At 69.5% G+C, this 22,179-nt stretch carries 19 protein-coding genes; 5 read left to right on the top strand and 14 right to left on the bottom strand.

Annotated features, from left to right (window positions below):
- Positions 1–24: 24 nt before the first annotated feature.
- The 11 genes from AB0B61_RS23890 to pgsA all read right to left on the bottom strand — a co-directional run bounded on the left by AB0B61_RS23890 (position 25) and on the right by pgsA (position 10,402).
- Positions 25–777 (bottom strand): YebC/PmpR family DNA-binding transcriptional regulator, encoded by a 753-nt coding sequence (locus tag AB0B61_RS23890; RefSeq protein ID WP_357654744.1) that lies wholly within the window; start codon positions 775–777, stop codon positions 25–27.
- A 3-nt stretch (positions 778–780) separates the two neighbouring features.
- Positions 781–1,359: a pyridoxal 5'-phosphate synthase glutaminase subunit PdxT gene (gene pdxT, locus AB0B61_RS23885; RefSeq protein ID WP_358435543.1), complete on the bottom strand. Its 579-nt coding sequence runs from the start codon at positions 1,357–1,359 to the stop codon at positions 781–783.
- A gap of 78 nt (positions 1,360–1,437) precedes the next feature.
- On the bottom strand, positions 1,438–2,601 hold the full coding sequence (locus tag AB0B61_RS23880; protein WP_358435541.1) for an MFS transporter: 1,164 nt from the start codon (positions 2,599–2,601) through the stop codon (positions 1,438–1,440).
- 43 nt (positions 2,602–2,644) lie between these two features.
- On the bottom strand, positions 2,645–3,067 hold the full coding sequence (locus AB0B61_RS23875) for a MarR family transcriptional regulator (RefSeq protein ID WP_358435538.1): 423 nt from the start codon (positions 3,065–3,067) through the stop codon (positions 2,645–2,647).
- Between the two features lie 84 nt (positions 3,068–3,151).
- Positions 3,152–4,834, bottom strand: a complete 1,683-nt coding sequence (locus tag AB0B61_RS23870) for an alkaline phosphatase D family protein (RefSeq protein ID WP_358435535.1) — start codon at positions 4,832–4,834, stop codon at positions 3,152–3,154.
- Between the two features lie 221 nt (positions 4,835–5,055).
- Positions 5,056–5,976 (bottom strand): pyridoxal 5'-phosphate synthase lyase subunit PdxS, encoded by a 921-nt coding sequence (gene pdxS / locus AB0B61_RS23865; RefSeq protein ID WP_358435532.1) that lies wholly within the window; start codon positions 5,974–5,976, stop codon positions 5,056–5,058.
- Positions 5,977–6,084: 108 nt separating this feature from the next.
- Entirely contained in the window at positions 6,085–7,092 is a 1,008-nt protein-coding gene (locus tag AB0B61_RS23860) for a DUF3048 domain-containing protein (RefSeq protein WP_358435529.1), read from the bottom strand.
- Between the two features lie 77 nt (positions 7,093–7,169).
- Positions 7,170–7,712 carry a hypothetical protein gene (locus AB0B61_RS23855; RefSeq protein WP_358435526.1) on the bottom strand — a complete coding sequence of 181 codons (543 nt, stop codon included), beginning with the start codon at positions 7,710–7,712 and terminating at the stop codon, positions 7,170–7,172.
- 46 nt (positions 7,713–7,758) lie between these two features.
- The gene (locus tag AB0B61_RS23850; RefSeq protein WP_358435523.1) at positions 7,759–8,889 is read right to left on the bottom strand and encodes a glycosyltransferase family 4 protein; all 1,131 of its coding nucleotides are present in this window, start codon (positions 8,887–8,889) and stop codon (positions 7,759–7,761) included.
- On the bottom strand, positions 8,886–9,794 hold the full coding sequence (locus tag AB0B61_RS23845) for a phosphatidylinositol mannoside acyltransferase (RefSeq protein ID WP_358435520.1): 909 nt from the start codon (positions 9,792–9,794) through the stop codon (positions 8,886–8,888). Before AB0B61_RS23845 ends, AB0B61_RS23850 begins: the two co-directional genes overlap by 4 nt.
- Entirely contained in the window at positions 9,791–10,402 is a 612-nt protein-coding gene (gene pgsA / locus AB0B61_RS23840) for a phosphatidylinositol phosphate synthase (RefSeq protein WP_358435518.1), read from the bottom strand. Before pgsA ends, AB0B61_RS23845 begins: the two co-directional genes overlap by 4 nt.
- A 165-nt stretch (positions 10,403–10,567) precedes the next feature.
- Here pgsA and AB0B61_RS23835 point away from each other — a divergent pair, with 165 nt between their 5' ends.
- From AB0B61_RS23835 to AB0B61_RS23825, 3 genes are all read left to right on the top strand, one after another.
- Complete coding sequence (locus AB0B61_RS23835) at positions 10,568–12,706, top strand: elongation factor G-like protein EF-G2 (RefSeq protein ID WP_358435515.1); 2,139 nt, start codon at positions 10,568–10,570, stop codon at positions 12,704–12,706.
- A gap of 130 nt (positions 12,707–12,836) precedes the next feature.
- Positions 12,837–14,411, top strand: coding sequence for a family 10 glycosylhydrolase (locus tag AB0B61_RS23830; RefSeq protein ID WP_358435512.1), 1,575 nt, complete (start codon positions 12,837–12,839; stop codon positions 14,409–14,411).
- An 86-nt stretch (positions 14,412–14,497) separates the two neighbouring features.
- Positions 14,498–16,552, top strand: a complete 2,055-nt coding sequence (locus tag AB0B61_RS23825) for a hypothetical protein (RefSeq protein WP_358435510.1) — start codon at positions 14,498–14,500, stop codon at positions 16,550–16,552.
- Here AB0B61_RS23825 and AB0B61_RS23820 read toward each other — a convergent pair.
- Positions 16,508–17,038 carry an HIT domain-containing protein gene (locus AB0B61_RS23820; protein WP_358435507.1) on the bottom strand — a complete coding sequence of 177 codons (531 nt, stop codon included), beginning with the start codon at positions 17,036–17,038 and terminating at the stop codon, positions 16,508–16,510. The genes AB0B61_RS23825 and AB0B61_RS23820 overlap by 45 nt on opposite strands.
- A 936-nt stretch (positions 17,039–17,974) precedes the next feature.
- On the opposite strand from AB0B61_RS23820, the gene AB0B61_RS23815 reads away from it, so the two are divergent.
- Entirely contained in the window at positions 17,975–18,367 is a 393-nt protein-coding gene (locus AB0B61_RS23815) for an Asp23/Gls24 family envelope stress response protein (protein WP_358435505.1), read from the top strand.
- Positions 18,368–18,533: 166 nt separating this feature from the next.
- Here the strand turns inward: AB0B61_RS23815 and AB0B61_RS23810 are convergent, their stop codons facing one another.
- The gene (locus tag AB0B61_RS23810; protein ID WP_358435498.1) at positions 18,534–19,397 is read right to left on the bottom strand and encodes an LLM class flavin-dependent oxidoreductase; all 864 of its coding nucleotides are present in this window, start codon (positions 19,395–19,397) and stop codon (positions 18,534–18,536) included.
- A 399-nt stretch (positions 19,398–19,796) separates the two neighbouring features.
- Here AB0B61_RS23810 and AB0B61_RS23805 point away from each other — a divergent pair, with 399 nt between their 5' ends.
- Positions 19,797–20,000: a TM2 domain-containing protein gene (locus AB0B61_RS23805; protein ID WP_358435496.1), complete on the top strand. Its 204-nt coding sequence runs from the start codon at positions 19,797–19,799 to the stop codon at positions 19,998–20,000.
- 175 nt (positions 20,001–20,175) lie between these two features.
- On the opposite strand, the gene thrS is transcribed toward AB0B61_RS23805, so the two are convergent.
- The gene (gene thrS, locus AB0B61_RS23800) at positions 20,176–22,158 is read right to left on the bottom strand and encodes a threonine--tRNA ligase (protein ID WP_358435493.1); all 1,983 of its coding nucleotides are present in this window, start codon (positions 22,156–22,158) and stop codon (positions 20,176–20,178) included.
- Positions 22,159–22,179 lie beyond the last annotated feature (21 nt).

The raw sequence follows: 22,179 nt of genomic DNA, 5'->3' as shown, positions 1-22,179 counted from the left end.
CGGACTCCGTTCAGACGTGCGCCATCACGCTTCCAGCTTCTCCATGATCTCGTCGGAGACGTCGAAGTTGGCGAAGACGTTCTGCACGTCGTCGCTGTCCTCGAGCGCGTCGATGAGGCGGAACACCTTCTTGGCGCCGTCCTCGTCGAGCGGCACGCTCATCGTGGGCAGGAAGCTCGACTCGGCGGAGTCGTAGTCGATGCCCGCCTCCTGGAGCGCCTTGCGCACCGGCACCAGGTCGCCGGCCTCGGAGACGACCTCGAAGGAGTCGCCCAGGTCGTTGACCTCCTCGGCGCCCGCCTCCAGCACGGCCGTCAGCACGTCGTCCTCGTCGAGCCCCTGCTTGGGCACGAGCACGACGCCCTTGCGGTGGAACATGTAGGACACCGAGTTGGGGTCGGCCAGCGAGCCGCCGTTGCGGGTGAGCGCGACGCGCACCTCGGAGGCCGCGCGGTTGCGGTTGTCGGTGAGGCACTCGATGAGCACCGCGACGCCGCCGGGCGCGTAGCCCTCGTACATGATGGTCTGCCAGTCGGCGCCGCCCGCCTCCAGGCCGCCGCCGCGCTTACGGGCCCGCTCGATGTTGTCGTTGGGCACCGAGTTCTTCTTGGCCTTGAAGATGGCGTCGAAGAGCGTCGGGTTGGCGTCCGGATCGGGGCCGCCGGTCCGGGCCGCCACCTCGATGTTCTTGATGAGCTTCGCGAACAGCTTGCCGCGCTTGGCGTCGAGCGCGGCCTTCTTGTGCTTCGTCGTCGCCCATTTGGAGTGGCCGGACATTACCTAGAGCTCCCTCAGCATGTCTACGAAGTATCGGTGCACGCGCGTGTCACCCGTCAGCTCAGGGTGGAACGAGGTCGCGAGCAGCGGTCCTTGGCGGACCGCGACGATCCTATCCCCAGGCTCGGCGATGCCCAGCACTTCGACGTCCGTGCCGACCGATTCGACCCATGGGGCGCGGATGAAGATGGCGTGCACCCGCTCGCCGGCGAAGTCCAGATCGGACTCGAAGGAGTCGATCTGGCGGCCGAAGGCGTTGCGCCTGACGACCATGTCGATGCCGCCGATGGTCTGCTGTCCCTCGGCGCCGTCCTCGATCCGGTCGGCCAGCATGATCATGCCGGCGCAGGAGCCGTACGCGGGCATGCCGTCCTTGATCCGCATCCGCAGGGGTTCGAGCAGGTCGAAGGTGTCGGCGAGCTTCCACATCGTGGTCGACTCGCCGCCGGGGATGATCAGGCCGTCGACCGTGTCCAGCTCGGCGGGCCGGCGTACGGCGATGGCCGACGCGCCGGCCTCCTGGAGCATGCGCACATGCTCGCGCACGCTTCCTTGGAGAGCGAGTACACCGATCGTGGGCACGGTGATCCTTCCGTCCGGCTTACGGGTTTCGGACAATTCAACACCAGGACGGCCTGGGATCTTCCTAGGGGGCGGCGATCACGCTACCGCGGCGGCCTCCTGGGCCACGACGTCCACGCGGGACAGGGCGCTCAGGTGGTGGCGCCGGGCGTACAGGATGGCCATGCCGATCAGGCAGCACAGGGCGCCGAGCGCGTACGGGACCGGGGCGCCGAGCTCCTCGCCCAGCTTGGTGGCGATGAAGGGGGCCAGCGCGCCGCCCATCCAGCGGACGAAGTTGTAGCCGGCGGAGGCGACGGGCCTGGGCGCGTCGGAGACCTCCATGGCGGACTCGGTGAAGACGGTGTTGTTCAGGCCGATCGGGATGCCGGACAGGATCGTGCAGACGATGATCCCGGCGTGTCCCGACACGGCGATGCCGATCTGGAGGACGGCCAGCAGGGCCAGCGCCAGGTGCAGGACGTTCACCGAGCCGATCCGGCGCTGCAGCGGCGGCGCGCCGAACACCGAGGCGAGCGCCACGCACACGCCCCAGCCGAAGAACACCGCGCCGATGCCGTAGGCGGTCATGTGCAGGATGAACGGGGTGAAGGCGAGGATCGTGAAGAAGGCGAAGTTGTAGAACAGCGCGGTGAAGGCCGTGGTGGACAGGCCTCCATGGGCCAGGGCCCGCAGGGGCGCGCTCAGCTTGGTCCTGACGGCCGGCTTGGGCGTCTTCTCCAGCAGCGTGGCGATCAGCACGAACCCGGCGGCCATCAGCGTGGCGGTGCCGAAGAAGGGGGCTCGCCAGTTCCAGTCGCCGAGCAGCGCGCCGGCCAGCGGGCCGGCGGAGATGCCCAGGCCGAGCGCGGCCTCGTACAGGATGATGGCCGCGGCGCCGCCGCCGCTGGCCGCGCCGACGATGACGGCGAGCGCGGTGGCCACGAACAGCGCGTTGCCCAGGCCCCAGCCCGCGCGGAAGCCGACGAGCTCGGCGACGCTGGTGGAGGTGCCCGCGAGCGCGGCGAAGACGATGACCAGCGCGAGCCCGGCCAGCAGGGTGCGCTTGCCGCCGATGCGGCTGGAGACCCAGCCGGTCAGCAGCATGGCGACGGCGGTCACCAGGAAGTAGCTGGTGAACAGCAGTGACACCTGGCTGGGCGTGGCCTTCAGACCTTGGGCGATGGACGGCAGGATGGGGTCGACGAGACCGATGCCCATGAAGGCGACCACCGCGGCGAAGGCGGTGGCCCAGACGGACATCGGCTGGCGAAGGATTCCGCCACCGGACTGCATAGTGCTCCTCTCATGTGCGGCCGAGCTTCGCCAGGGTGGGCAAGGCGACCGCCAGGGCGGCTCGCTCGTCATCGCTGAGCGCCGCCAGTTCTCGGCTGAGGTGGGCGATCCTGGCCAGGCGTACGGCCCGCAGCCGGACGCGGCCCTCGTCGGTGAGCTCGACCGCCCTGACGCGGGCGTCGGCCGGGTCGGACCCTCTGGCCACCAGCCCCGCCTCTTCCAGGCGGTTGATCTGCACGGACATGGTGGGCAGTTGTACGGCGTGCTCCTCGGCCAGCTCCGTCATCCGGCGCGGGCCGGACTCCAGGGAGCCGAGGACGGCGTACTGCTGGCTGGTGACCGGCTGGCCCGCCACCGTGCGCCTGAGCAGCAGCACCAGGTGGCGGAGCACCGCGGAGAGCTGTTCGGCCAGCTCGGTGGGATCGTCCCTCATGATACTTAGCCTAACTAACTTAGCCTGGCTAATATTCCAGGCATGGAGAAGGCGGCGCCCTCTCGGACGCCGCCTTACCGGAAATTACGGGCGTTCGGTCTCCAGGCGGACGGTCTCGTCCACCGTGACGCGCCGCGCGAGCACGGACGGGTCGAGCGGCCGCAGGTACGTCTGCTGCACGCCCGGGACGCGGTCCTCGACCACGAACGTCGCCCTCGTGTACGCCTCCGCGCCGGGCTCCCGCAGGTGGGGCACCACCTTGAAGTCCGCGGTGAGCGCGTCGCGCTCGATCTTCGTCAGCACGTAGCCGCGCTGGTTGTTGTAGAACTTCAGGTGCGGGTTGATGGCCAGGAACGGATGCGTGGCCGGATCGGAGTCCGCGCCGTCGCCGCCGGTGGAGATCGAGCTGGCCACCAGTTCGGAGCCCACGCTCGGGCCGGTCGGGTCGTCGTAGTTCAGCTTCAGGTCGCTGGCCCAGTGCGCGTGCACGTCACCGGTCAGCACGACGGGATTGCGGATCTTGGCGTCCACCCAGCCCTGCGTGATCCGCTGGCGCGAGGCGACGTACCCGTCCCAGGCGTCCATGCTCGTCACCTTGGCCGGGCCGGCGTTGTTGTCGCGCTGGGCGAAGAACACCTGCTGGCCGATGATGTCCCACTGCGCCCGCGACTTGTGGAAGCCGTCGACCAGCCACTCCTCCTGCGCCGCGCCGGTGATCGACCTCGCCGGGTCCACCGCGGCCGGGCAGTCCTTGTAGCCGTCGCCGCAGCCCTGGTCGTCGCGGTACTGGCGGGTGTCGAGCATGTGGAAGCTGGCCATCCGGCCCCAGCGCACGCGCCGGTAGAGCTGCATGTCGATGCCGCGCGGGATGGAGGTGCGGCGCAGCGGCATGTTCTCGTAGTAGGCCCGGAAGGCGGCCTCGCGGCGCTGCAGGAAGGTCGGCTGGTCCTCGGCGTGCTCCGGGACCTCGTCGGCCCAGTTGTTGTCCACCTCGTGGTCGTCGAAGACGACGAGCCAGGGGGCGGCGGCGTGGGCGGCCTGCAGATCGGGGTCGGCCTTGTACTGGGCGTGGCGCTGGCGGTAGTTGGCCAGTGTGACGGTCTCGGGGCCCTCGTGGTTTCGTACGTTGCCGCCGGGGATGTTGTAGGTGTTCTTGGTGTATTCGTACTGGTAGTCGCCCAGGTGCAGGATGAGGTCCGGGTGCTCCTCGGCCAGCCTCCGGTAGGAGGTGAAGTAGCCGTGCTCGTACTGGGCGCAGGAGACGAAGGCCATCGACAGGGCGCCGCCGTACGACAGCGGGTGCGGGGCGGTCCTGGCCCGGCCGACGGGCGAGACGTACGGGCCGACGCGGAAGCGGTACCAGTACTCACGGTCGGAGCCGAGACTGTCGACCTCGACGTGCACGCCGTGGCCCCATTCGGGGGCGGCCACGGTCACGCCGCTGCGGACCACGCGGCGGCAGCGCTCGTCGGAGTAGATCTGCCACAGCACGGGGAACGGCCGCTGCGGCATACCGCCGAAACCGTCCTCGGCCAGCGGCTGCTGGGCCAGCCGGGTCCACAGCACGAAGCCCTCGTGGTCGGGGTCGCCGCTCGCGACGCCGAGCGTGAACGGGTCGGTCGTCAGGCCCCGCGAGGCCAGGCTCTGGGCGGTCTCGGCGGCGGGGTCCGGGGTGGGGTCGGCGTGGGCGGCGGTGGCCGGGAGAGCCGCGGCGGCACCCGCGGTTAACCCGGCCACGAGGAAGTGCCGGCGGTTGAGCTTGGACACTGGGGCGCTCCTGGGACGATCAACGGGGAGGGGGCGTCCCGTAGCCTGACTCAGAATCGTGACGCCCGGGTGAACACCACCTAACACGAAAAAGGCGACATCCTTCACGGATATCGCCCTATTCGGAAATTTCCGTCGTCGTGGCGGTGTGCCCGGCGTACTAGATCATTTCATCCCGAGTCGCGCGTGACCTGCGGCGACACGCCGCCCAGCGGCCGGTGTCACCAACCGCGCTCGGCGAGGCGGTGCGGCTGGGGGATGTCGTCGACGTTGATGCCGACCATCGCCTCGCCCAGCCCGCGCGAGACCTTGGCGATGACGTCGGGGTCGTCGTAGAACGTGGTGGCCTTGACGATGGCGGCGGCGCGCTTGGCCGGGTCGCCCGACTTGAAGATGCCGGAGCCGACGAACACGCCCTCGGCGCCGAGCTGCATCATCATCGCCGCGTCGGCCGGGGTGGCGATGCCGCCCGCGGTGAACAGCACGACGGGCAGCTTGCCGGCGCGGGCCACCTCGGCGACCAGCTCGTACGGCGCCTGCAGCTCCTTGGCCGCGACGTAGAGCTCGTCCTCGGGCAGCGAGCTGAGCCGCTTGAGCTCGCCACGGATCGTCCGCATGTGGGTGACCGCGTTGGAGACGTCGCCGGTGCCGGCCTCACCCTTGGAACGGATCATGGCCGCGCCCTCGGTGATGCGGCGCAGGGCCTCGCCCAGGTTCGTCGCCCCGCACACGAAGGGCACGGTGAACTGCCACTTGTCGATGTGGTTGGCGTAGTCGGCCGGGGTCAGCACCTCGGACTCGTCGACGTAGTCGACGCCCAGGGCCTGCAGCACGCGGGCCTCGGTGAAGTGGCCGATGCGGGCCTTGGCCATGACCGGGATCGACACCGCGGCGATGATGCCGTCGATCATGTCGGGATCGCTCATCCGGGAGACGCCGCCCTGCGCGCGGATGTCGGCGGGCACGCGCTCCAGGGCCATCACGGCGACGGCGCCGGCGTCTTCGGCGATCTTCGCCTGCTCGGGGGTGACGACGTCCATGATGACGCCGCCCTTGAGCATCTCGGCCATGCCACGCTTGACGCGCGCGGTGCCGGTGACGGGGGTGTTTTCGGGCGTGCTGGACACGACGGTCTTCCTCACAAAAGCGAACGGTAAGTTATCAAACCCATGGTAGGTCCTGAGGGCCTCTCTCCTGACACGCCACCATGTCAGGATTTATCAGCCCTCTTGTACATCTAGGTGCGCATTTCAGGGGATGACGGGCTTGCGGCTGGCGAGCGCGACCCAGACCTGGCCGGGCGCGAAGTTCATCGGCTCGCCACTCTCCGTGGTGAACGTCGTGCCACTCTCCTCCGACTTCCGCTCCCACTTGGCCTTGTACGCCTTGCCGTCGCGCAGCACCACCGCCGAGCCCCTGCCGACGCTGTGCACCAGCGGCGTGTAGCTCTGGTTCTTGTCGTGGAACTGGGAGCGTTCGGTCTTGGTGTACTGGACGACGATCGTGGGCGCGCCGAGCTGGCCGCCCTCCGCCGCCATGTCCTTCTTGCCGTCCTGCCAGATCAGCCACTTCTTGTCCGTCTCGGACCAGCCGAAGGTGAAGCGGGCGCCGGGCCACTTGACGCTGTAGGACTTCTTGTCCACGCCGCCGTCAGCAGGGGCGTCGCCGAAGGTGAAGCCGATGTCCTTGGCCTTGTCGGCGCCCGGCGCCCGCGACAGCAGCTTCTTGGTGGTGGCGAACAGGTTGTAGGGGGCGAAGCGGCCCGGCTGGCGGAAGAAGGCGCCGGGGTTGCGGGTGTCGCCGACGTCGTACAGGGACGCCTTGGCCATGAACGGCAGCATCAGCGACTGCACGCCCGAGTAGGCGAAGGCGGGCTTGCCGAACTGCGGCACGATGTGCAGGTCGGAGATGCGGGCACTGCGTACGGGCCCCACCTTGGCCGGCAGCTTGGAGGAGAAGACCGCCATCAGACGGGTCAGACCGGCCTCGACCTGCTCGATGTAGACGATGTCCGCGCTCTTGAGCCCGAGCTGGGGCTTGCCGGCGGCGGTGTTCTCGATCTTCACGGCGAGCACCGGCTTGGCGGCGCCCTCCATGGGCAGTCCGGTGAAGGGGTGGGTCTTGCCGGGCTCGGCCGCGGGCTCCTCGGTCGGGGACGCCGTGGTCGCCTGCGGCGCCTTGCCCGCGGCGGGCTCGTTCGACGAGCAGGCCGCGACCGGCAGCAGAACCGCCGCTCCGGCCAGCGTCACGGTAATCATCCGAGGTAGCCGCACCTGTGTACTCCTCCGCATGGGCCAAGAAACGGAAGAAGCCTACCGGCGCTCTCCAAATCGGGTCATTCAGTTGCCATAGTCCCCGGCGGATTGTCATCTATTTCGAAGAATTGGGGGTATTCGGTATGTCCGGCCAAGCGAAGAACTCTGGCGAGCCAGCGCCGCTGGGCCGTACGGGTGACACCCACGGCGCTGTTGTAGAAGCGGCGCGAATAGACGACCTTGGCCACGGCCGCGCCGAGCTCTTCGAGCAGCGCCTGTCCGCCGGGCGACTCCGACAGTTTCTCGGTGAAGCGCTCCTGGTCGACCACGGCGCGCAGCGCGCCCGACAGGTCGCTCTCGGCGTGCTCGCGATCGTCCGGCCCGGCCATCCTGGCCTCGTGCGCCGCCGCGGCCAGCACCAGCGAGGTCGCCGGATCGAGCAGCCGGGAGCCGGCCAGCTCCAGCACCACGGCCCGGCGCCGCATGAGCGCGGCGTCGAGCGCCTCGCGGGCCAGCTCAAGCCGGATGTGCAGCCGGTCGAGGCGGCCCGCCCGCCAGGAGATGTAGACGGCCGTGAGCACCACGACGAGGCCCGCGATCAGCACGATCATGGTCGAGGTCACAGCTCTTCCTCCACGCCGGTCACGCCGCCCTCGCCGCTCGCCGAGGTCACAGGTCTTCCTCCACGCCGCCCGCGCCGCTGGCCGTCACCGTCTCATAGACCCGGACCACGTCACGGGCGACCGTCGACCAGTCGTATTTGCCGACCGCGACCAGCGCCTCCTCGGCCAGCTTCGCGCGGCGGTCAGGGGCGTCGAGCAGCGCCGCCGCCTCGCGGGCCAGCGAGGCCGGGTCGCCGTTGGCGAACAGCGCGCCCGCCTGGCCCTCGCCCAGCACCTTGCGGAAGGCGGGGATGTCGCTGGCCAGCACGGTCGCGCCGGAGGCCATGGCCTCGGCCAGCACGATGCCGAAGCTCTCGCCCCGGGTGTTGGGCGCGCAGAACACATCGACCGAGTGATAGGCGCGGATCTTGTCGGCCTCGCTGACCATGCCGAGCACGGTGACCCGGTCGTGCAGCTCCTTGGGCACCCGGTCGTAGACGTCCTTGGCGTCGCCCGGCCCGGCGATGAGCAGCTTGAGCTCCGGACGTTCGGCGGCCAGCGGCTTGAAGGCGTCCAGCAGGATGGGCAGGCCCTTGCGCTCCTCGTCCATCCGGCCGAGGAAGCCGAGCGTGGCGCCGTCGGGCCCCCAGCCGTCGAGCGGTTCGGCGTGGGCGTAGCGGCTGACGGTCACACCGTTGGGGATCAGCACGGTGTCGCCGCCGAACTGCTCGACCAGGCTCTTGCGGGCCGCGTCGGAGACCGCGATGCGCCCGCTGAGCTTCTCCAGCGCGCTGCGCAGCAGCGGCTCGGCCACCGCGATGGCCCGCGAGCGCGTCCAGGAGGCGTGGAAGGTGGCCACGATCGGCCCCTTGGCGGCCCAGCAGGCCAGCACGCCCAGACTCGGCACCAGCGGCTCGTGGATGTGCAGCACGTCGAAGTGGCCGTCGCGCACCCAGCGCCGTACCCGGGCCGCCGAGAGGAAGCCGAACGACATCCTGGCCACCGACCCGTTGTAGGGCACCGGGATGGCCCGGCCCGCGCCCGTCACGTACGGCGGCAGCTCCTCGTCGTCGGCGGCCGGCGCGATGACCGAGACCTCGTGCTCCTGCGCGATGAGCGCCTGGGCCAGGTCGTCGATGTGCTGTTTGACCCCGCCGGGCATGTCCCAGGAGTAGGGACAGACGATGCCCACCTTCATCTCGCCAGGTCCTCCAGCCAGAGCCGCTGCAGCATGTGCCAGTCCTCCGGGTGCTCGGCGATGCCCTTCTCGAAGACGTCCGTCAGCCGCTGCGCCACGATGGCGACCTTCTCCTGCCTGGTGCCCTCCTCGGGCACGGGGATCTCCTCGTGGATGTCGATCCCCCAGTCGTCGCCGTGGAAGTAGACGGTGGCGGGCAGCAGCGCCGCGCCCGTCTGGACGGCCAGCAGCGGCGGGCCCGCGGGCACCTTGGTGGCCGAGCCGAAGAAGCGCACCTCGATGCCGCTCTTGGTCAGGTCGCGCTCGGCGGGCAGGCAGACGACGCCGCCCCGGCGTACGCGCGTGGCCAGGGTCCCGAAGTTGTGGCCGTCACCGCCCGTGAGCGGCAGCACCTCCATGCCCAGCCCCTCGCGGAAGGCGACGTAGCGGCGGAACAGCGACTCGGGCTTGAGCCGCTCCGCGACGGTCGCGAACGGGTGGCCCACGCCCACCAGCCACGCGCCGGCCTGGTCCCAGTTGCCCATGTGCGGCAGCGCCAGCACCACCCCGCGCCCGGCGGCCACCGTGTCGTGGATGTGCTCGGCGCCGGTCACGTGCGTGCGGCGGACGATGTCCTCGCGGCGCATCGACGGCAGCCGGAACACCTCGTGGAAGTAGCGGAAGTAGGAACGCATGCCGGCCCTGCTCAGCTCGCGCAGCTCGGCGCCGCCGGGATCGAGCCCGGTCACCCTGGCCAGGTTGGACTCCAGGCGGCGCACCGACGGGCCGCGCCGGCGCCACACCCGGTCGGCCAGCAGCCGGAAGGCCCCCGCGGTCGCGCGCTGGGGCAGCAGCGGGACGAGCTTCCAGCCGGCCGCGAACCCCGCGGCGACGACCCGATCGGTGACCGAGATCTTCTGGCTCATCGCTCCCTCGTCTGCCGCGTCTGTGAGTGGACGTGGACCACCCGCTGCACCACCGTGACCGCACTGGCCAACGCCAGCAGCCACATCCCCGCGGGCAGGACGTACGGGACGCCGAGCCCGGCGAAGAAGGTGGCCACCAGCGCGACGACCAGCCGCTCCGGCCGCTCGGCCAGCCCCACGTCACAGGTGAGCCCGAGACCCTCCGCCCTGGCCTTGGCGTAGGACACCAGCGTCCCGGCGACCAGGCCGGCCAGCGTCACCGCGGCCATCAGCGTGTCGTCCTTCGAGATGAAGTAAAGAATCAGCCCGGAGAAGATGGCCGCGTCGGCCACCCGGTCCAGGGTGGAGTCGAGGAAGGCCCCCCAGGTGCTGCCGCCCTTGCCGCCGAGCCGGGCCACCAGGCCGTCGAGCAGGTCGAACAGCACGAACACCGTGATCAGCAGGGCGCCCCAGGACAGCTGACCCAGGGGGAAGAAGAGCAGGGCGCAGACGACGGTGCCGATCGTGCCGATCGCCGTGACGACGTTCGGCCCGATTCCGCGGGCGGCGAGAGCCCTGCCCAGCGGGGTGAGTATCCGGGTCATGGCCGGGCGCAGGAGTTTCAGCATCGCGGTCTGATCGTAGGCCATTTACGAGCCGACGACTTTCTTTGCCCCACCCCCCTTGTGATATCCGCCACAGGGGTATTTGGTGAACACACCGCGTCCATGCGGTTTCTGTCCCCTCGCTCGGGCGCGGCGTTGGCACGTCAACCGACGACGCGGGAGGCGAATGTGGCAGAGAAGAACCCTGGTCATGCCATGGGAGCCGCGGGCAGGGCACCAGCGGCCGACAGGGCGGATGCGATACGCAATGTCGTGCTGGTCGGCCATTCAGGGGCGGGTAAGACGACCCTCGTGGAGCAGTTGCTGGCCGCGACGGGCACCGTTCAGCGGGCCGGCCGGGTGGAGGACGGCAACACGGTCAGCGACTTCGACGAGGTGGAGGTACGGCAGCAGCGCTCGGTGAACCTGTCACTCGCGCCGCTGGTGCACAACAGCATCAAGATCAATCTTCTGGACACCCCCGGTTACGCCGACTTCGTGGGCGATCTGCGCGCCGGACTGCGCGCGGCCGACGCCGCCCTCTTCGTCGTGTCGGCCTCGGAGGGCATCGACGGGCTGACCCAGATGCTGTGGGAGGAGTGCAGCCAGGTCGGCATGCCCAGAGCCGTCGTGATCACCAAGATCGACCACCAGCGGGCCGACTTCGACGAGGTCCTCGCCACCTGCCAGGACGTCTTCGGCGACGGCGTGGCCCCCCTGTACCTGCCGGTGATCACCAACGGGCACGTGAACGGCCTGATCGGCCTGCTGTCCCAGAAGTTCTACAACTACGCCACGGGCACGCGCACCGAGAAGGACCCGGGCGCCGAGTACGAGTCGCAGATCGAGGAGCACCGCGGCGTCCTGATCGAGGGCATCATCCAGGAGAGCGAAGACGAGTCGCTCATGGAGCGTTACCTGGAGGGCGAGCCGATCGACACCAAGGTCCTCATCGAGGACCTCGAGAAGGCCGTCGCCCGGGGCAGCTTCTTCCCCGTGCTGTGCAGCGGCATCGGCGTGGGCGCCCAAGAGGTGCTCGAACTCATGACCCAAGGCTTCCCCTCCCCGCTCGAACACCCGATGCCGGAGATCACCTCCCTCGACGGCAAGCCCGTCAAGGGCATCACCTGCGACCCCGACGGCCCGCTGGTCGCCGAGGTCGTCAAGACCACCAGCGACCCGTACGTGGGCCGCATCAGCCTGGTACGCATCTTCTCCGGCTCCCTGCGCCCCGACATGACCGTGCACGTGTCAGGCCACGGCCTGGCCGAGCGCGGGCACGAGGACCACGACGTGGACGAGCGCATCGGGACCCTCACCTGCCCGCTGGGCAAGCAGCAGCGCGGCGCGCCGAAGGGGGTGGCGGGCGACATCATCGCGGTGGCCAAGCTCTCCCGGGCCGAGACGGGCGACACGCTGTCGGAGGTGGACAAGCCCCTGCTCATGACGGCGTGGGAGACGCCCGAGCCGCTGCTCCCGGTCGCCATTCAGGCCAAGTCCAAGGCCGACGAGGACAAGCTGTCGCAGGCGCTGGGGCGCCTGGTGGCAGAGGACCCGACGCTCCGGCTGGAGAACAACGCCGAGACCAGGCAGCTCGTGCTCTGGTGCATGGGCGAGGCCCACACCGACGTGCTGCTCGACCGGCTGTCCAAGCGGCACGGCGTCGAGGTCGAGCGCATCGACCTGCGGGTGCCGCTGCGCGAGACGTTCGGCGGCAAGTGCCAGGCGATGGGCCGCAACGTCAAGCAGACGGGCGGTCACGGCCAGTTCGCGATCTGCCATCTGGAAGTGGAGCCTCTGCCGTCCGGCGGCGGGTTCGAGTTCGTGGACAAGATCGTCGGCGGTGTGGTGCCCCGGCAGTTCATCCCGTCGGTCGAGAAGGGCGTACGCGCGCAGATGGAGCGGGGCGTCGTGGCCGGCTACCCGATGGTGGACGTGCGCGTCACGCTGTACGACGGCAAGGCCCACTCGGTCGACTCCTCTGACATGGCCTTCCAGATCGCCGGGCAGCTGGCGCTCAAGGAGGCCGCCTCGAAGGTGCCGACGCTGCTGCTGGAGCCGGTCGACGAGCTGTCGGTGCTGGTGGCCGACGACTACGTGGGCTCGGTGATGTCGGATCTGTCCTCGCGGCGCGGACGGGTGCTCGGCACCGAGCCGGTGGGCACCGGACGCACCCTGGTCAAGGCCGAGGTGCCCGAGCTGGAGATCACCCGCTACGCGATCGACCTGCGGTCCATGTCGCACGGCACCGGGACCTTCCAGCGGGCGTTCCTGCGTTACGAGCCGCTGCCGACGCACGTGGCGGAGAAGGTCGCCGTCACGGACTGACGTACGGGACCGAGGCCGGGAGGGGCGCCGTCCCTCCCGGCACATCCATTACTCTGGCCACTCGAACATCACGAAACGATTTCTTTTTTCCGGCCTGCGCACGTCGGAGCCAATGCCAGACTGGAACATCATGCGAACCGGACGCCCTCTCATCGCCGCTGCCGCCCTCGCCACCGTCACCGTCGGCGCCGCCTACCTCTTCGGACCGGGAGCCAAGCAGACCCCCGCGGTGACCGCCTCGACCACCGCCGCGAAGAAGACAGCCGCAACGCGGGACGGGGCCGCCTGCACCGCCGACGTCCGCTACCCCAAGCGTCAGCTGCGCGGCATCTGGATCGCCACGGTCAAGAACATCGACTGGCCCTCGCGCACCGGGCTGTCCGTCGCCAAGCAGCAGGCCGAATACCTCAAGATCCTGGACGCGGCGGTCAAACGCCGCTTCAACGCGGTGTTCGTACAGGTGCGGCCGGCCTCCGACGCGCTCTACAAGTCCTCGATCGAGCCGTGGACGCAGTATCTGACCGGTACGGCCGGAAAGGACCCGGGCTGGGACCCGCTGCCGTTCCTCATCGCCGAGGCGCACAAGCGCGGCCTGGAGTTCCACGCCTGGTTCAACCCCTATCGCGCCTCCTACGACGGCGACGTGGCCGAACTGCCGGCCAACCACCCGGCACGCCAGCACCCGGGCTGGACCGTCAAGTACGACGGGCGCCTCTACTACAACCCCGGTCTGCCGGCGGTCCGCGAGCATGTCACCAAGGTCGTCACCGACGTGACGCGGCGCTATGACATCGACGGGGTGCACTTCGACGACTACTTCTACCCGTATCCGGGCGAGGGCGGCACGTTCAACGACGCGGCCGCCTTTACAAAGTATGGCAAGGGCGAGAACCTGGCCGACTGGCGGCGGGACAACGTCGACAAGCTGATCGCCCAGGTCGACGAGGCCGTGCATGAGACTAAAGAGTACGTCAAGTTCGGCGTCAGCCCGTTCGGCATCTGGCGCAACAAGTCGGACGATCCCACGGGCTCCAAGACCTCCGGCATGTCGGCCTATGACTCGATTTATGCGGATGCGCGGCACTGGATCAAAGCGGGCACGGTCGACTACGTGATGCCGCAGCTCTACTGGTCGCGCGGCTTCAAGGCGGCCGACTACCGGGCCCTGGCGCCCTGGTGGGCCAACGAGGTCAAGGGCACCGACGTCGATCTCTACATCGGCCAGGCCCTCTACCGGGTGGGCACCCGGGACGACAAGGCGTGGACCAAGCCGGGCGAGCTGTCGGCCCATCTGACGCTCAACCGCGACTATCGGCAGATCGGCGGCGACGTCTACTTCAGCGCCGCGCAACTGCTCAGCAACCCGCTGGGCGCCATCGACCGCCTGGCCAAGGAGCACTACAGCCGCCCGGCGCTGCTGCCGCTCATCAAGGACCGCGGCGGCGAGGCCCCGGCCAAGCCCGCCGCGGTCAAGGCGGCCGGCGGGGTCATCTCATGGAACGCGAGTCAGGGCGCCCGCTCGTACGCGATCTATGAGGTCCCGAAGTCGGGCCAGGACTGCCAGGCCGTGGACGCCCGCAATCTGGTGGCCGTGGTCACCGCACCCACCTTCACCACCAACGCGCCGGGCACCTATCTGGTGACCTCCCTCGACCGCCTGCAGAACGAGAGCAAGCCCGCCACGGTGACGGTGGCCCCGGCCTGAGACCCTGGAGTCGAACGGTCTCGCCACCCACGGCGAGGTGAGACGATGCTGCGGACGGTAGCCGTAGATCGTAGGGGGACATTCCCGTGAGGCGCGTGCTGGTCGTGTTGGCGGTTCTCCTGTTCGTCGGGGGGGTCGCCCAGGCGGGGCAGGCCGAGGCCGGCGGTGGGCGGGTGGCGCTCATCGGTGTGCCGGGGCTTCACTGGAACGACATCACCCCGAACGACACGCCCAATCTGTGGCGGCTCGCGGGTGCCAGTGCGATCGGATCGCTGTCCGTACGCACTGTGGGCAGCCTGACCTGCCCCTACGACGGGTGGCTCACCGTGTCGGCGGGCACCAGGTCGGCCTCCGGCTACAGCTGCGGCGCGCCGCCGGCGCCGGAGGCGAGCGGCCAGGGCGCCGTCATCCCCGACTACCGCTACCTCATCGACGTGGCGGGCCAGCGCAACGCGGGCACGCTCGGCGAGGCGCTGAAGGCCGCGGGCCAGTGCTCGGTCGCGATCGGCCCCGGCGCCGCGCTGGCGCTGGCCGACCGGAGCGGCGCGGTGTCGCGCTACCTCGCCTCCCCCGACCAGGTCACGGCCGCCGACCTGACGCAGTGCCGGATGGTGGCCGCTGAGGTCGACGACCTGATCCGCCCCTACCTGTCCACCGGCAAGCTGCCCCGCGTACCCGACCAGCTCGGTGCCCCCGAGCGCCGGGCCGCGCTGCGGCAGGCCGACGCGAAGGCGGGCGCGCTGCTGTCGGCCCTGCCCGCCGACGCGACCGTCATCCTGGCCGGCCTGTCCGACCACGGCTCCGTACCGCACCTGCGGGTCGCGATGTTGCGCCAGCCGGGCGCGCAGGGCCACCTGCTCGGGGCCGCCTCCACGCACCGCGACGACATCTCGATCCTGCCCGACCTGACCGCCACCGCGCTGACCACGGCCGGCGTGCCGGTGCCCGACACGGTCGTGGGCGTGCCGCTCCAGGTGAGCGCCCAGAGCGCGACGATCGACCGGCTGCGCCGCGCCGACGCCACCGCGCAGACGATCCGCTCGGTCAAGGGCATCTACTTCACCGTCGTCGCCGTGCTGCAGGTCCTGTTCTACCTGATCGCGTTCCTGCTGCTGCGCCGCCGCAAGGGCCTGCCCGGGGTACGCCTGGCGGCGGTCGCCCTCGCTTCCCTCCCCGTCTCCAGTTACCTGGTCAACCTGCTGCCCTGGTCCACCCTGCCGGGCCTGATCGGCGGCGCGCTCGGCTGGACGGCGGCCATCACGCTCCTCGCCTGCGCGGGGCCGTGGCGGCGCAGCCCGCTCGGCCCGCTCACGGTCGTGGCGGGCATCACCGCGCTCACGCTCGCCGGTGACCTGCTGACCGGCACGACCCTGCAGCTCAACAGCATCATGGGCTACAGCGCCGAGGTGGGCGCCCGCTACTACGGCCTGGGCAACATCCCGTTCGCGCTGCTGGCCACCGGCACGCTGCTGGCGACCACCACCATCGCCCACCACTTCCCTGGCAAGGTGGGTGTGGCGGCGGTGGCGGTGCTGGGGGCGTTCGCGATGGTGCTCGGCGGCTCGGGCATGGGCAGCGACTTCGGTGGCGTGATCGCGTTCGTCCCGGGCATCGCGGTGACCGCGCTGCTCATAGCGGGCAAGCGGGTGTCGATCGTGAAGCTGGGCGCGTTCTGCGTGGCGGGGGCGGTGATCGTGATGACGTTCGCGGTCATCAACTACCTGCAGCCGCCCGACAAGCAGACCCACCTGGGCCGCTTCGTCGGACAGGTGCTCAGCGGCGAGGCGCTCGATGTCATCCTGCGCAAGCTCAGCGCCATGCTGGCCACGCTGCTCAGCCCCAACCTGATGCCGATCGTGATCGCCGCCACCGCGTTCCTCGTCTACGCGATCCTGCGGCCCGAGCAGGCCTCCGCCGGAGTGGTGCCCGCCGCCTTCACCTACTCCCCCGCGCTGCGCGCCGGGCTGATCGGCACGCTCGTGAGCGGCGTCCTCGGCATGCTGGTCAACGACTCCGGCGCCGCCGTGCTGTCGATGGCTCTGGCCCTGGCCATCCCGCTGCTGCTGTCGGCAGGCATCTCCGCGCTGCCGCGGCCGTCAGTGCCAAGCGTCAGCGAGCAGCTCACGCGTGTCACGAAGTAGCTGCGGCAACACCTTGGTCTGCGCGACGACCGGCATGAAGTTGGTGTCGCCGCCCCACCTCGGCACGATGTGCTGGTGCAGGTGGGCGGCGATGCCCGCTCCCGCCACCTGACCGAGGTTCATGCCGACATTGAACCCCTGGGCTCCACTCGCCTTACGCAGCGCGCGCACCGCCCGCTGCGTGAACTCCGCCAGCTCCACCAGCTCGGCACCATCAAGCAGGTCATAGTCGGGTACGTGCCGATAAGGCACGATCATGAGATGGCCGGAGTTGTAGGGGTAAAGGTTGAGCACCGCGTACACGACCTCCCCCCTGGCCACGATCAGCCCCTCCTCGTCGCTCATCTTGGGGATGGCGTCGAACGGACACCCGTCATCGGCGCCCGTCCCGGTCGGCTTGCCCTCGCCCTTGATGTAGGCCATCCGATGCGGGGTCCACAGACGCTGGAAGTTGTCTGGCGCCCCGGCCCCTGCCTGATCGTGCATATCTAGCAGCATAGGGCCCCAGGTCTTGGGACAAACGGCACGGGCTTCCGGGACAATCCTCAAGACCGCCCAGAGGAGGCCGCGATGACCGACGCATTAGGCGACGACACCACCAACCCGGGCACGACGGGGACGAACAGCACGGGATACGAACCTCCGAGCTACCTCTCCACAGGACATGGCGATACCGGCACCGGCGCCGGCACCCCAGAACGAGGCCCTGACCCATACGGTGGCGGCTCACTCCGCTCCATCGGCCCTAGCTCCAGCGTCTCCAGCGTGGACGCGGACTCCGGCTCCGACTCCGGCTGGAGTCCCGGTGTGGCCTCCAGCCCAGGTTCCGGCTTGGGACCCAGCTCAGGTTCCGGCTTGGGGGCAAGCTCCAGCTCGGATTCCGGCTCTAGCTTCGGCTCCGGCTCTGGCTCCAGTCTGGACTCCGGCGACGTAGGAGTCCGCTCCATCGGCTCCGTCTCTGGTGACGCCGGGCTCCGTGGCACCGGTGCCGACTCCAGCGGCGTCGGCTCCCGGAGCATCGGCAGCGACCCCAGCGGCGTCGGCTCCCGCAGAAGCGGGACCGGCTCAAGCCGCGCCGGAGTTCGCGGCATCGCCCCCGCTACCCCAGAGCCCAGCCCGGACATCCCTGGTTTCCCTGACACCAGTTTCCCTGGCTCTGGCGTCTCCGAACTTGGCCCCTCCGGACCTGGCACCTCCGAACTTCGCCACACCAGTCCTGGACCCGCCAATCCTGGACCCGCAAGTCCTGGACCGGCCGGGCTTGGACCCACCAGTTCTGGATCCGCCGGGCTTGGACCCGCAGGTCCTGGATCCACCGGGCTTGGATCCGCTCCGGCTCCCGCTGCCGGACCCGGCGCCGCGCCATACGGAGAGGCGGCAGCACCAGCATTCGCTGGGGACCAGCCGACGGCCACTGCGGCCGTGGTGAAGGGGCGGATCAAGGTCGCCGACGAGGTGGTGGAGAAGGTGGCCTATATCGCGACACGGGAGGTGCCAGGCGTCGCGGACATGGGCGGCGACCTCGCCCGGGCCTTCGAGTCGGTCCGCGACCGCATCGGCATCGGCTCCCAGCGCGGCAACCAGGGCGTGAGAGCCGATATCCAGGACCGCCAGGTGGCGGTGAGCCTGACGATCGTGGTCGAGTACGGCCACGTGGTGATGGAGGTCGCCGCCGCCGTCAAGACCAATGTGGCCCGCAGCGTCAGCCGCATGCTCGGCCTGCGGGTCACCGAGGTGAACGTCACGGTCGACGACGTCCGCCTCCCCGGCGATCCCAGACCCACCGGAGAGCCCCCGGAACCAGACCCCTTCTGATCCCGAACCCGACCAGCCCACCACCCTGGCCACGACACACGAGCACCGCCCCGGGACCAGCCCACCCAAACTCCAGGCCAACAGGCAAACGCCCCGGGATCGGAGCATTGGCCGGAAGACTGATGACACGTACCGCCGGGAGGCGGCACATGTCGTCGGGTGGGGGTCAGGCCACGGCGTCGGCCAGGCGGTCGATCTGGTCCGGGTCGGAGGCCCAGCAGTAGAGCATCACCTCGTCGGCCCCGATGCCGGTGAACGCCGTGACCGCGTCCCGGACCGCGGCAGGCGTGGTGAGCAGCCCGGCCAGCATGTGCCCGGGGCGCCCGGTGAAGGCGTAGTAGTCGCCCATCTCCTTCCTGGCCTCCGCCAGCACCGTCTCCGGCCCAAGAGCGACGTTGACCTGAGCCGCCAGGCGCGGACGCCCCTCACGACCGGCGAGCTCCCATCGCCGCTCCACGTCGCGGAAGGCCGTGTCCATCCACTGGGGCCCGAGCCCGGCACCCAGGAAGCCGTCACCCCATCGGGCGACACGCTCGAACACCGCCGGCACGAAGCCGCCGAACAGCACTTCGGGTCCGCCCAGCCGAACAGGCGCGGGACCGATCGGACCCACGCCATCGCCATCGCCGGCCCCATACGGCTCGCCGGACCAGGCGCGTCGTAGGAGGGCGAGCTGTTCGTCGAGGCGGCGTCCTCGGCGGTGGACGTCGACACCGGCTGCCAGGTAGTCGTCCTCGCGCCCGGCCGTGCCGATGCCGAGTGTGAACCGGCTGCCGGACAAGCGGTCGAGCGTGGCGGCCTGCTTGGCCAGGATCGCGGTGTTATGGAGGGGCGCGATCAGTACCTCGGTCTGGAGGCGGACGCGCGAGGTGGCACCGGCCAGGACGGCGAGGGTGACGAGCGGCTCGGGGTTGTCGTACACGAGCCGGTCGAGCAGGCCGAGTGCGCTGAAAGGGCCGGCGTCGGCGCGGCGGGCCCAGGTCAGCAGCTGGGCGGGGTTACTGATGGGGAGGCCGAGACCTACGTTCATCGGGAGAACACTCCTTCGAAAGGGCATGCGAACAGATCGCACCGCCCCTCCGGGGTCCTCACACGCGATGTGCGGGCCTTGCTTCCACACTGCGGCATATCTCTGGGAAGCGTGATCTTCAGAGTACGCGCAGATTACCGCATCCTCACCGTCACGCAACTCCCAGCCCCACGCCTCCAGACCCCTCAAGACCCCACAACACCGCCGCGCAGCACCGCGCTGGGAAGCGGTGCGAAGCTTTTGGGGGCGGCGGTTGGCAAAACGGCGAAACGCTGGTGGTCGGTGATTCCTGTTGCTAGCGTTGCGTGGCTTCGCGGTGATCATTCCCGCGGAGCGATACCGACCGGGCACGCCATGTCCGAACGCCCGGCCCAACTCCCCATCGAAAGGACCTGTTTCATGCCCAAGTCATGGATAGTCGCCGTCTTGCTCTGCTTCTTCCTGGGCGCGCTCGGCGTCCACCGCTTCTACGTCGGCAAGATCGGCACCGGCATCCTCCAGCTCATCACCCTTGGCGGGCTGGGTATCTGGGTGCTGATCGACTTCATCATGATCCTTGTCGGGAAGTTCAACGACAAGCAGGGCCAGCCCCTAGCTAAATAGCGCTAAATAGCGCTACACAATGCTCACTAACGCCACATGGCGTGAAATAGGGCGACAAAGCGTGGCATAGCGGGTGGAATGGCGGCCGATGGCGTTGCCGAAAAGGCGTCACGCCGCAGCACGCACGAAGGGGTACGGCGGACTTTCGCCGTACCCCTGACAAAGTGCTGGAAAGTCAGACCTGGACGCGACGCTCCACAGCGTTGACGATCTCGGCGATCGCCTCCTCCACCGGCACGCCGTTCTTCTGCTCGCCATTGCGGTAGCGGAACGAGACCGCCCCGTTGGCGATGTCGTCGTCACCGGCCAGCAGCATGAACGGGACCTTGGACTTCTGGGCGTTGCGGATCTTCTTCTGCATCCGGTCGTCGGCCGTGTCGACCTCGATCCGGATGCCGCGCTCGCGCAGCTTCTTGGCCACGTCCTGCAGGTAGGGGATGTGCGCGTCGGCGATCGGGATGCCGGCGACCTGCACGGGGGCCAGCCACGGAGGGAAGGCGCCCGCGTAGTGCTCGACCAGCACGCCGAAGAAGCGCTCGATCGTCCCGAACAGCGCCCGGTGGATCATGACGGGCTGCTTGCGGGAGCCGTCGGCCGCCTGGTATTCGAGCTCGAACAGCTCCGGCAGGTTGAAGTCGAGCTGGATCGTCGACATCTGCCAGGTGCGGCCGATCGCGTCACGGATCTGCACGGAGATCTTCGGCCCGTAGAAGGCCGCGCCGCCCGGGTCGAGCACCAGCTCCAGGTTCTCGGACTCGGCGACCTGACGCAGCGTCTCGGTCGCCTCCTCCCACGCGTCGTCGGAGCCGACGAACTTCTCCGGGTCCTTGGTGGACAGCTCCAGGTAGAAGTCGTCGAGGCCGTAGTCGCGCAGCAGGTCGAGGACGAAGCGCAGCAGCGAGGTCAGCTCGTCGCGCATCTCCTCGCGGGTGCAGTAGATGTGCGCGTCGTCCTGCGTCATGCCGCGCACCCGGGTCAGGCCGTGGACCACGCCCGACTTCTCGTAGCGGTAGACGGTGCCGAACTCGAACAGGCGCAGCGGCAGCTCGCGGTAGGAACGCCCCCGGGCCCGGAAGATCAGGTTGTGCATCGGGCAGTTCATCGGCTTGAGGTAGTAGCGCGCGCCCTCGAGCTCCATGGGCGGGAACATCCCGTCGCGATACCAGTCGAGGTGACCCGAGACCTGGTACAGCTTCTCCTTGGTGATGTGCGGCGTGTTGACGAACTCGTAGCCCGCCTCCACGTGCCTGCGCCGCGAGTAGTCCTCCATCACCCGGCGGATCACGCCGCCCTTGGGGTGGAAGACCGCCAGCCCGGAGCCCAGCTCGTCGGGGAAGGAGAACAGGTCGAGCTCGGCGCCCAGCTTGCGGTGGTCGCGCTTCTCGGCCTCCTCCAGCATCTTGAGGTAGGCGTCCTGCTTGTCGCGCGACTCCCACGCGGTGCCGTAGATGCGCTGGAGCTGCGGGTTCTTCTCGCTGCCCCGCCAGTAGGCGCCGCCGGAGCGCATGATCTTGAAGGCCGGGATGGACCTGGTGGACGGCACGTGCGGGCCGCGGCAGAGGTCCTTCCAGCACAGCTCGCCGGTCTTGGGGTCGAGGTTGTCGTAGATGGTCAGCTGGCCCGCGCCGACCTCGACGCTCTCCTCCTCGAGCGAGCCGCCCTTGAGCCCGATGAGCTCGAGTTTGTACGGCTCCCCGGCCAGCTCCTCGCGGGCCTCGTCGTCGGAGACGGCCCGGCGGGAGAACAGCTGCCCCTGCTTGACGATCTCGCGCATGCGCTTCTCGACGCGCTTGAGATCGTCGGGGTGGAAGGCCTGCTCGACGTCGAAGTCGTAGTAGAAGCCGTTGTCGACGGGCGGCCCGATGCCCAGCTTGGCCCCCGGGAACAGCTCCTGCACCGCCTGCGCCATGACATGGGCGGTGGAGTGGCGGACGATGGCCCGGCCCTCGTCGCTGGAGACCTCGATCGGCTCGACGACGTCGCCATCGGCGACCAGGTGGGCCAGGTCGCGGGCCTCACCGTTGACCCTGGCGGCGATGACGGTGCGGCCGTCGGCCTCCAGCGCGTCACCGGCCGTCGTGCCGGCCGCGACCACACGCTCGGCTCCGGCGAGGGTGATGCGTAGCTCGGCTGACACGGTGACTCCCTTGGATAGCACTGTTAGTGGTAAGCACCGATG

The sequence above is a fragment of the Nonomuraea sp. NPDC049158 genome, assembly GCF_040648335.1.
Lineage (GTDB): Bacteria > Actinomycetota > Actinomycetes > Streptosporangiales > Streptosporangiaceae > Nonomuraea.
Note: the sequence above shows the minus strand (reverse complement) of the source record. Positions and strands in the feature narration are given on the sequence as shown.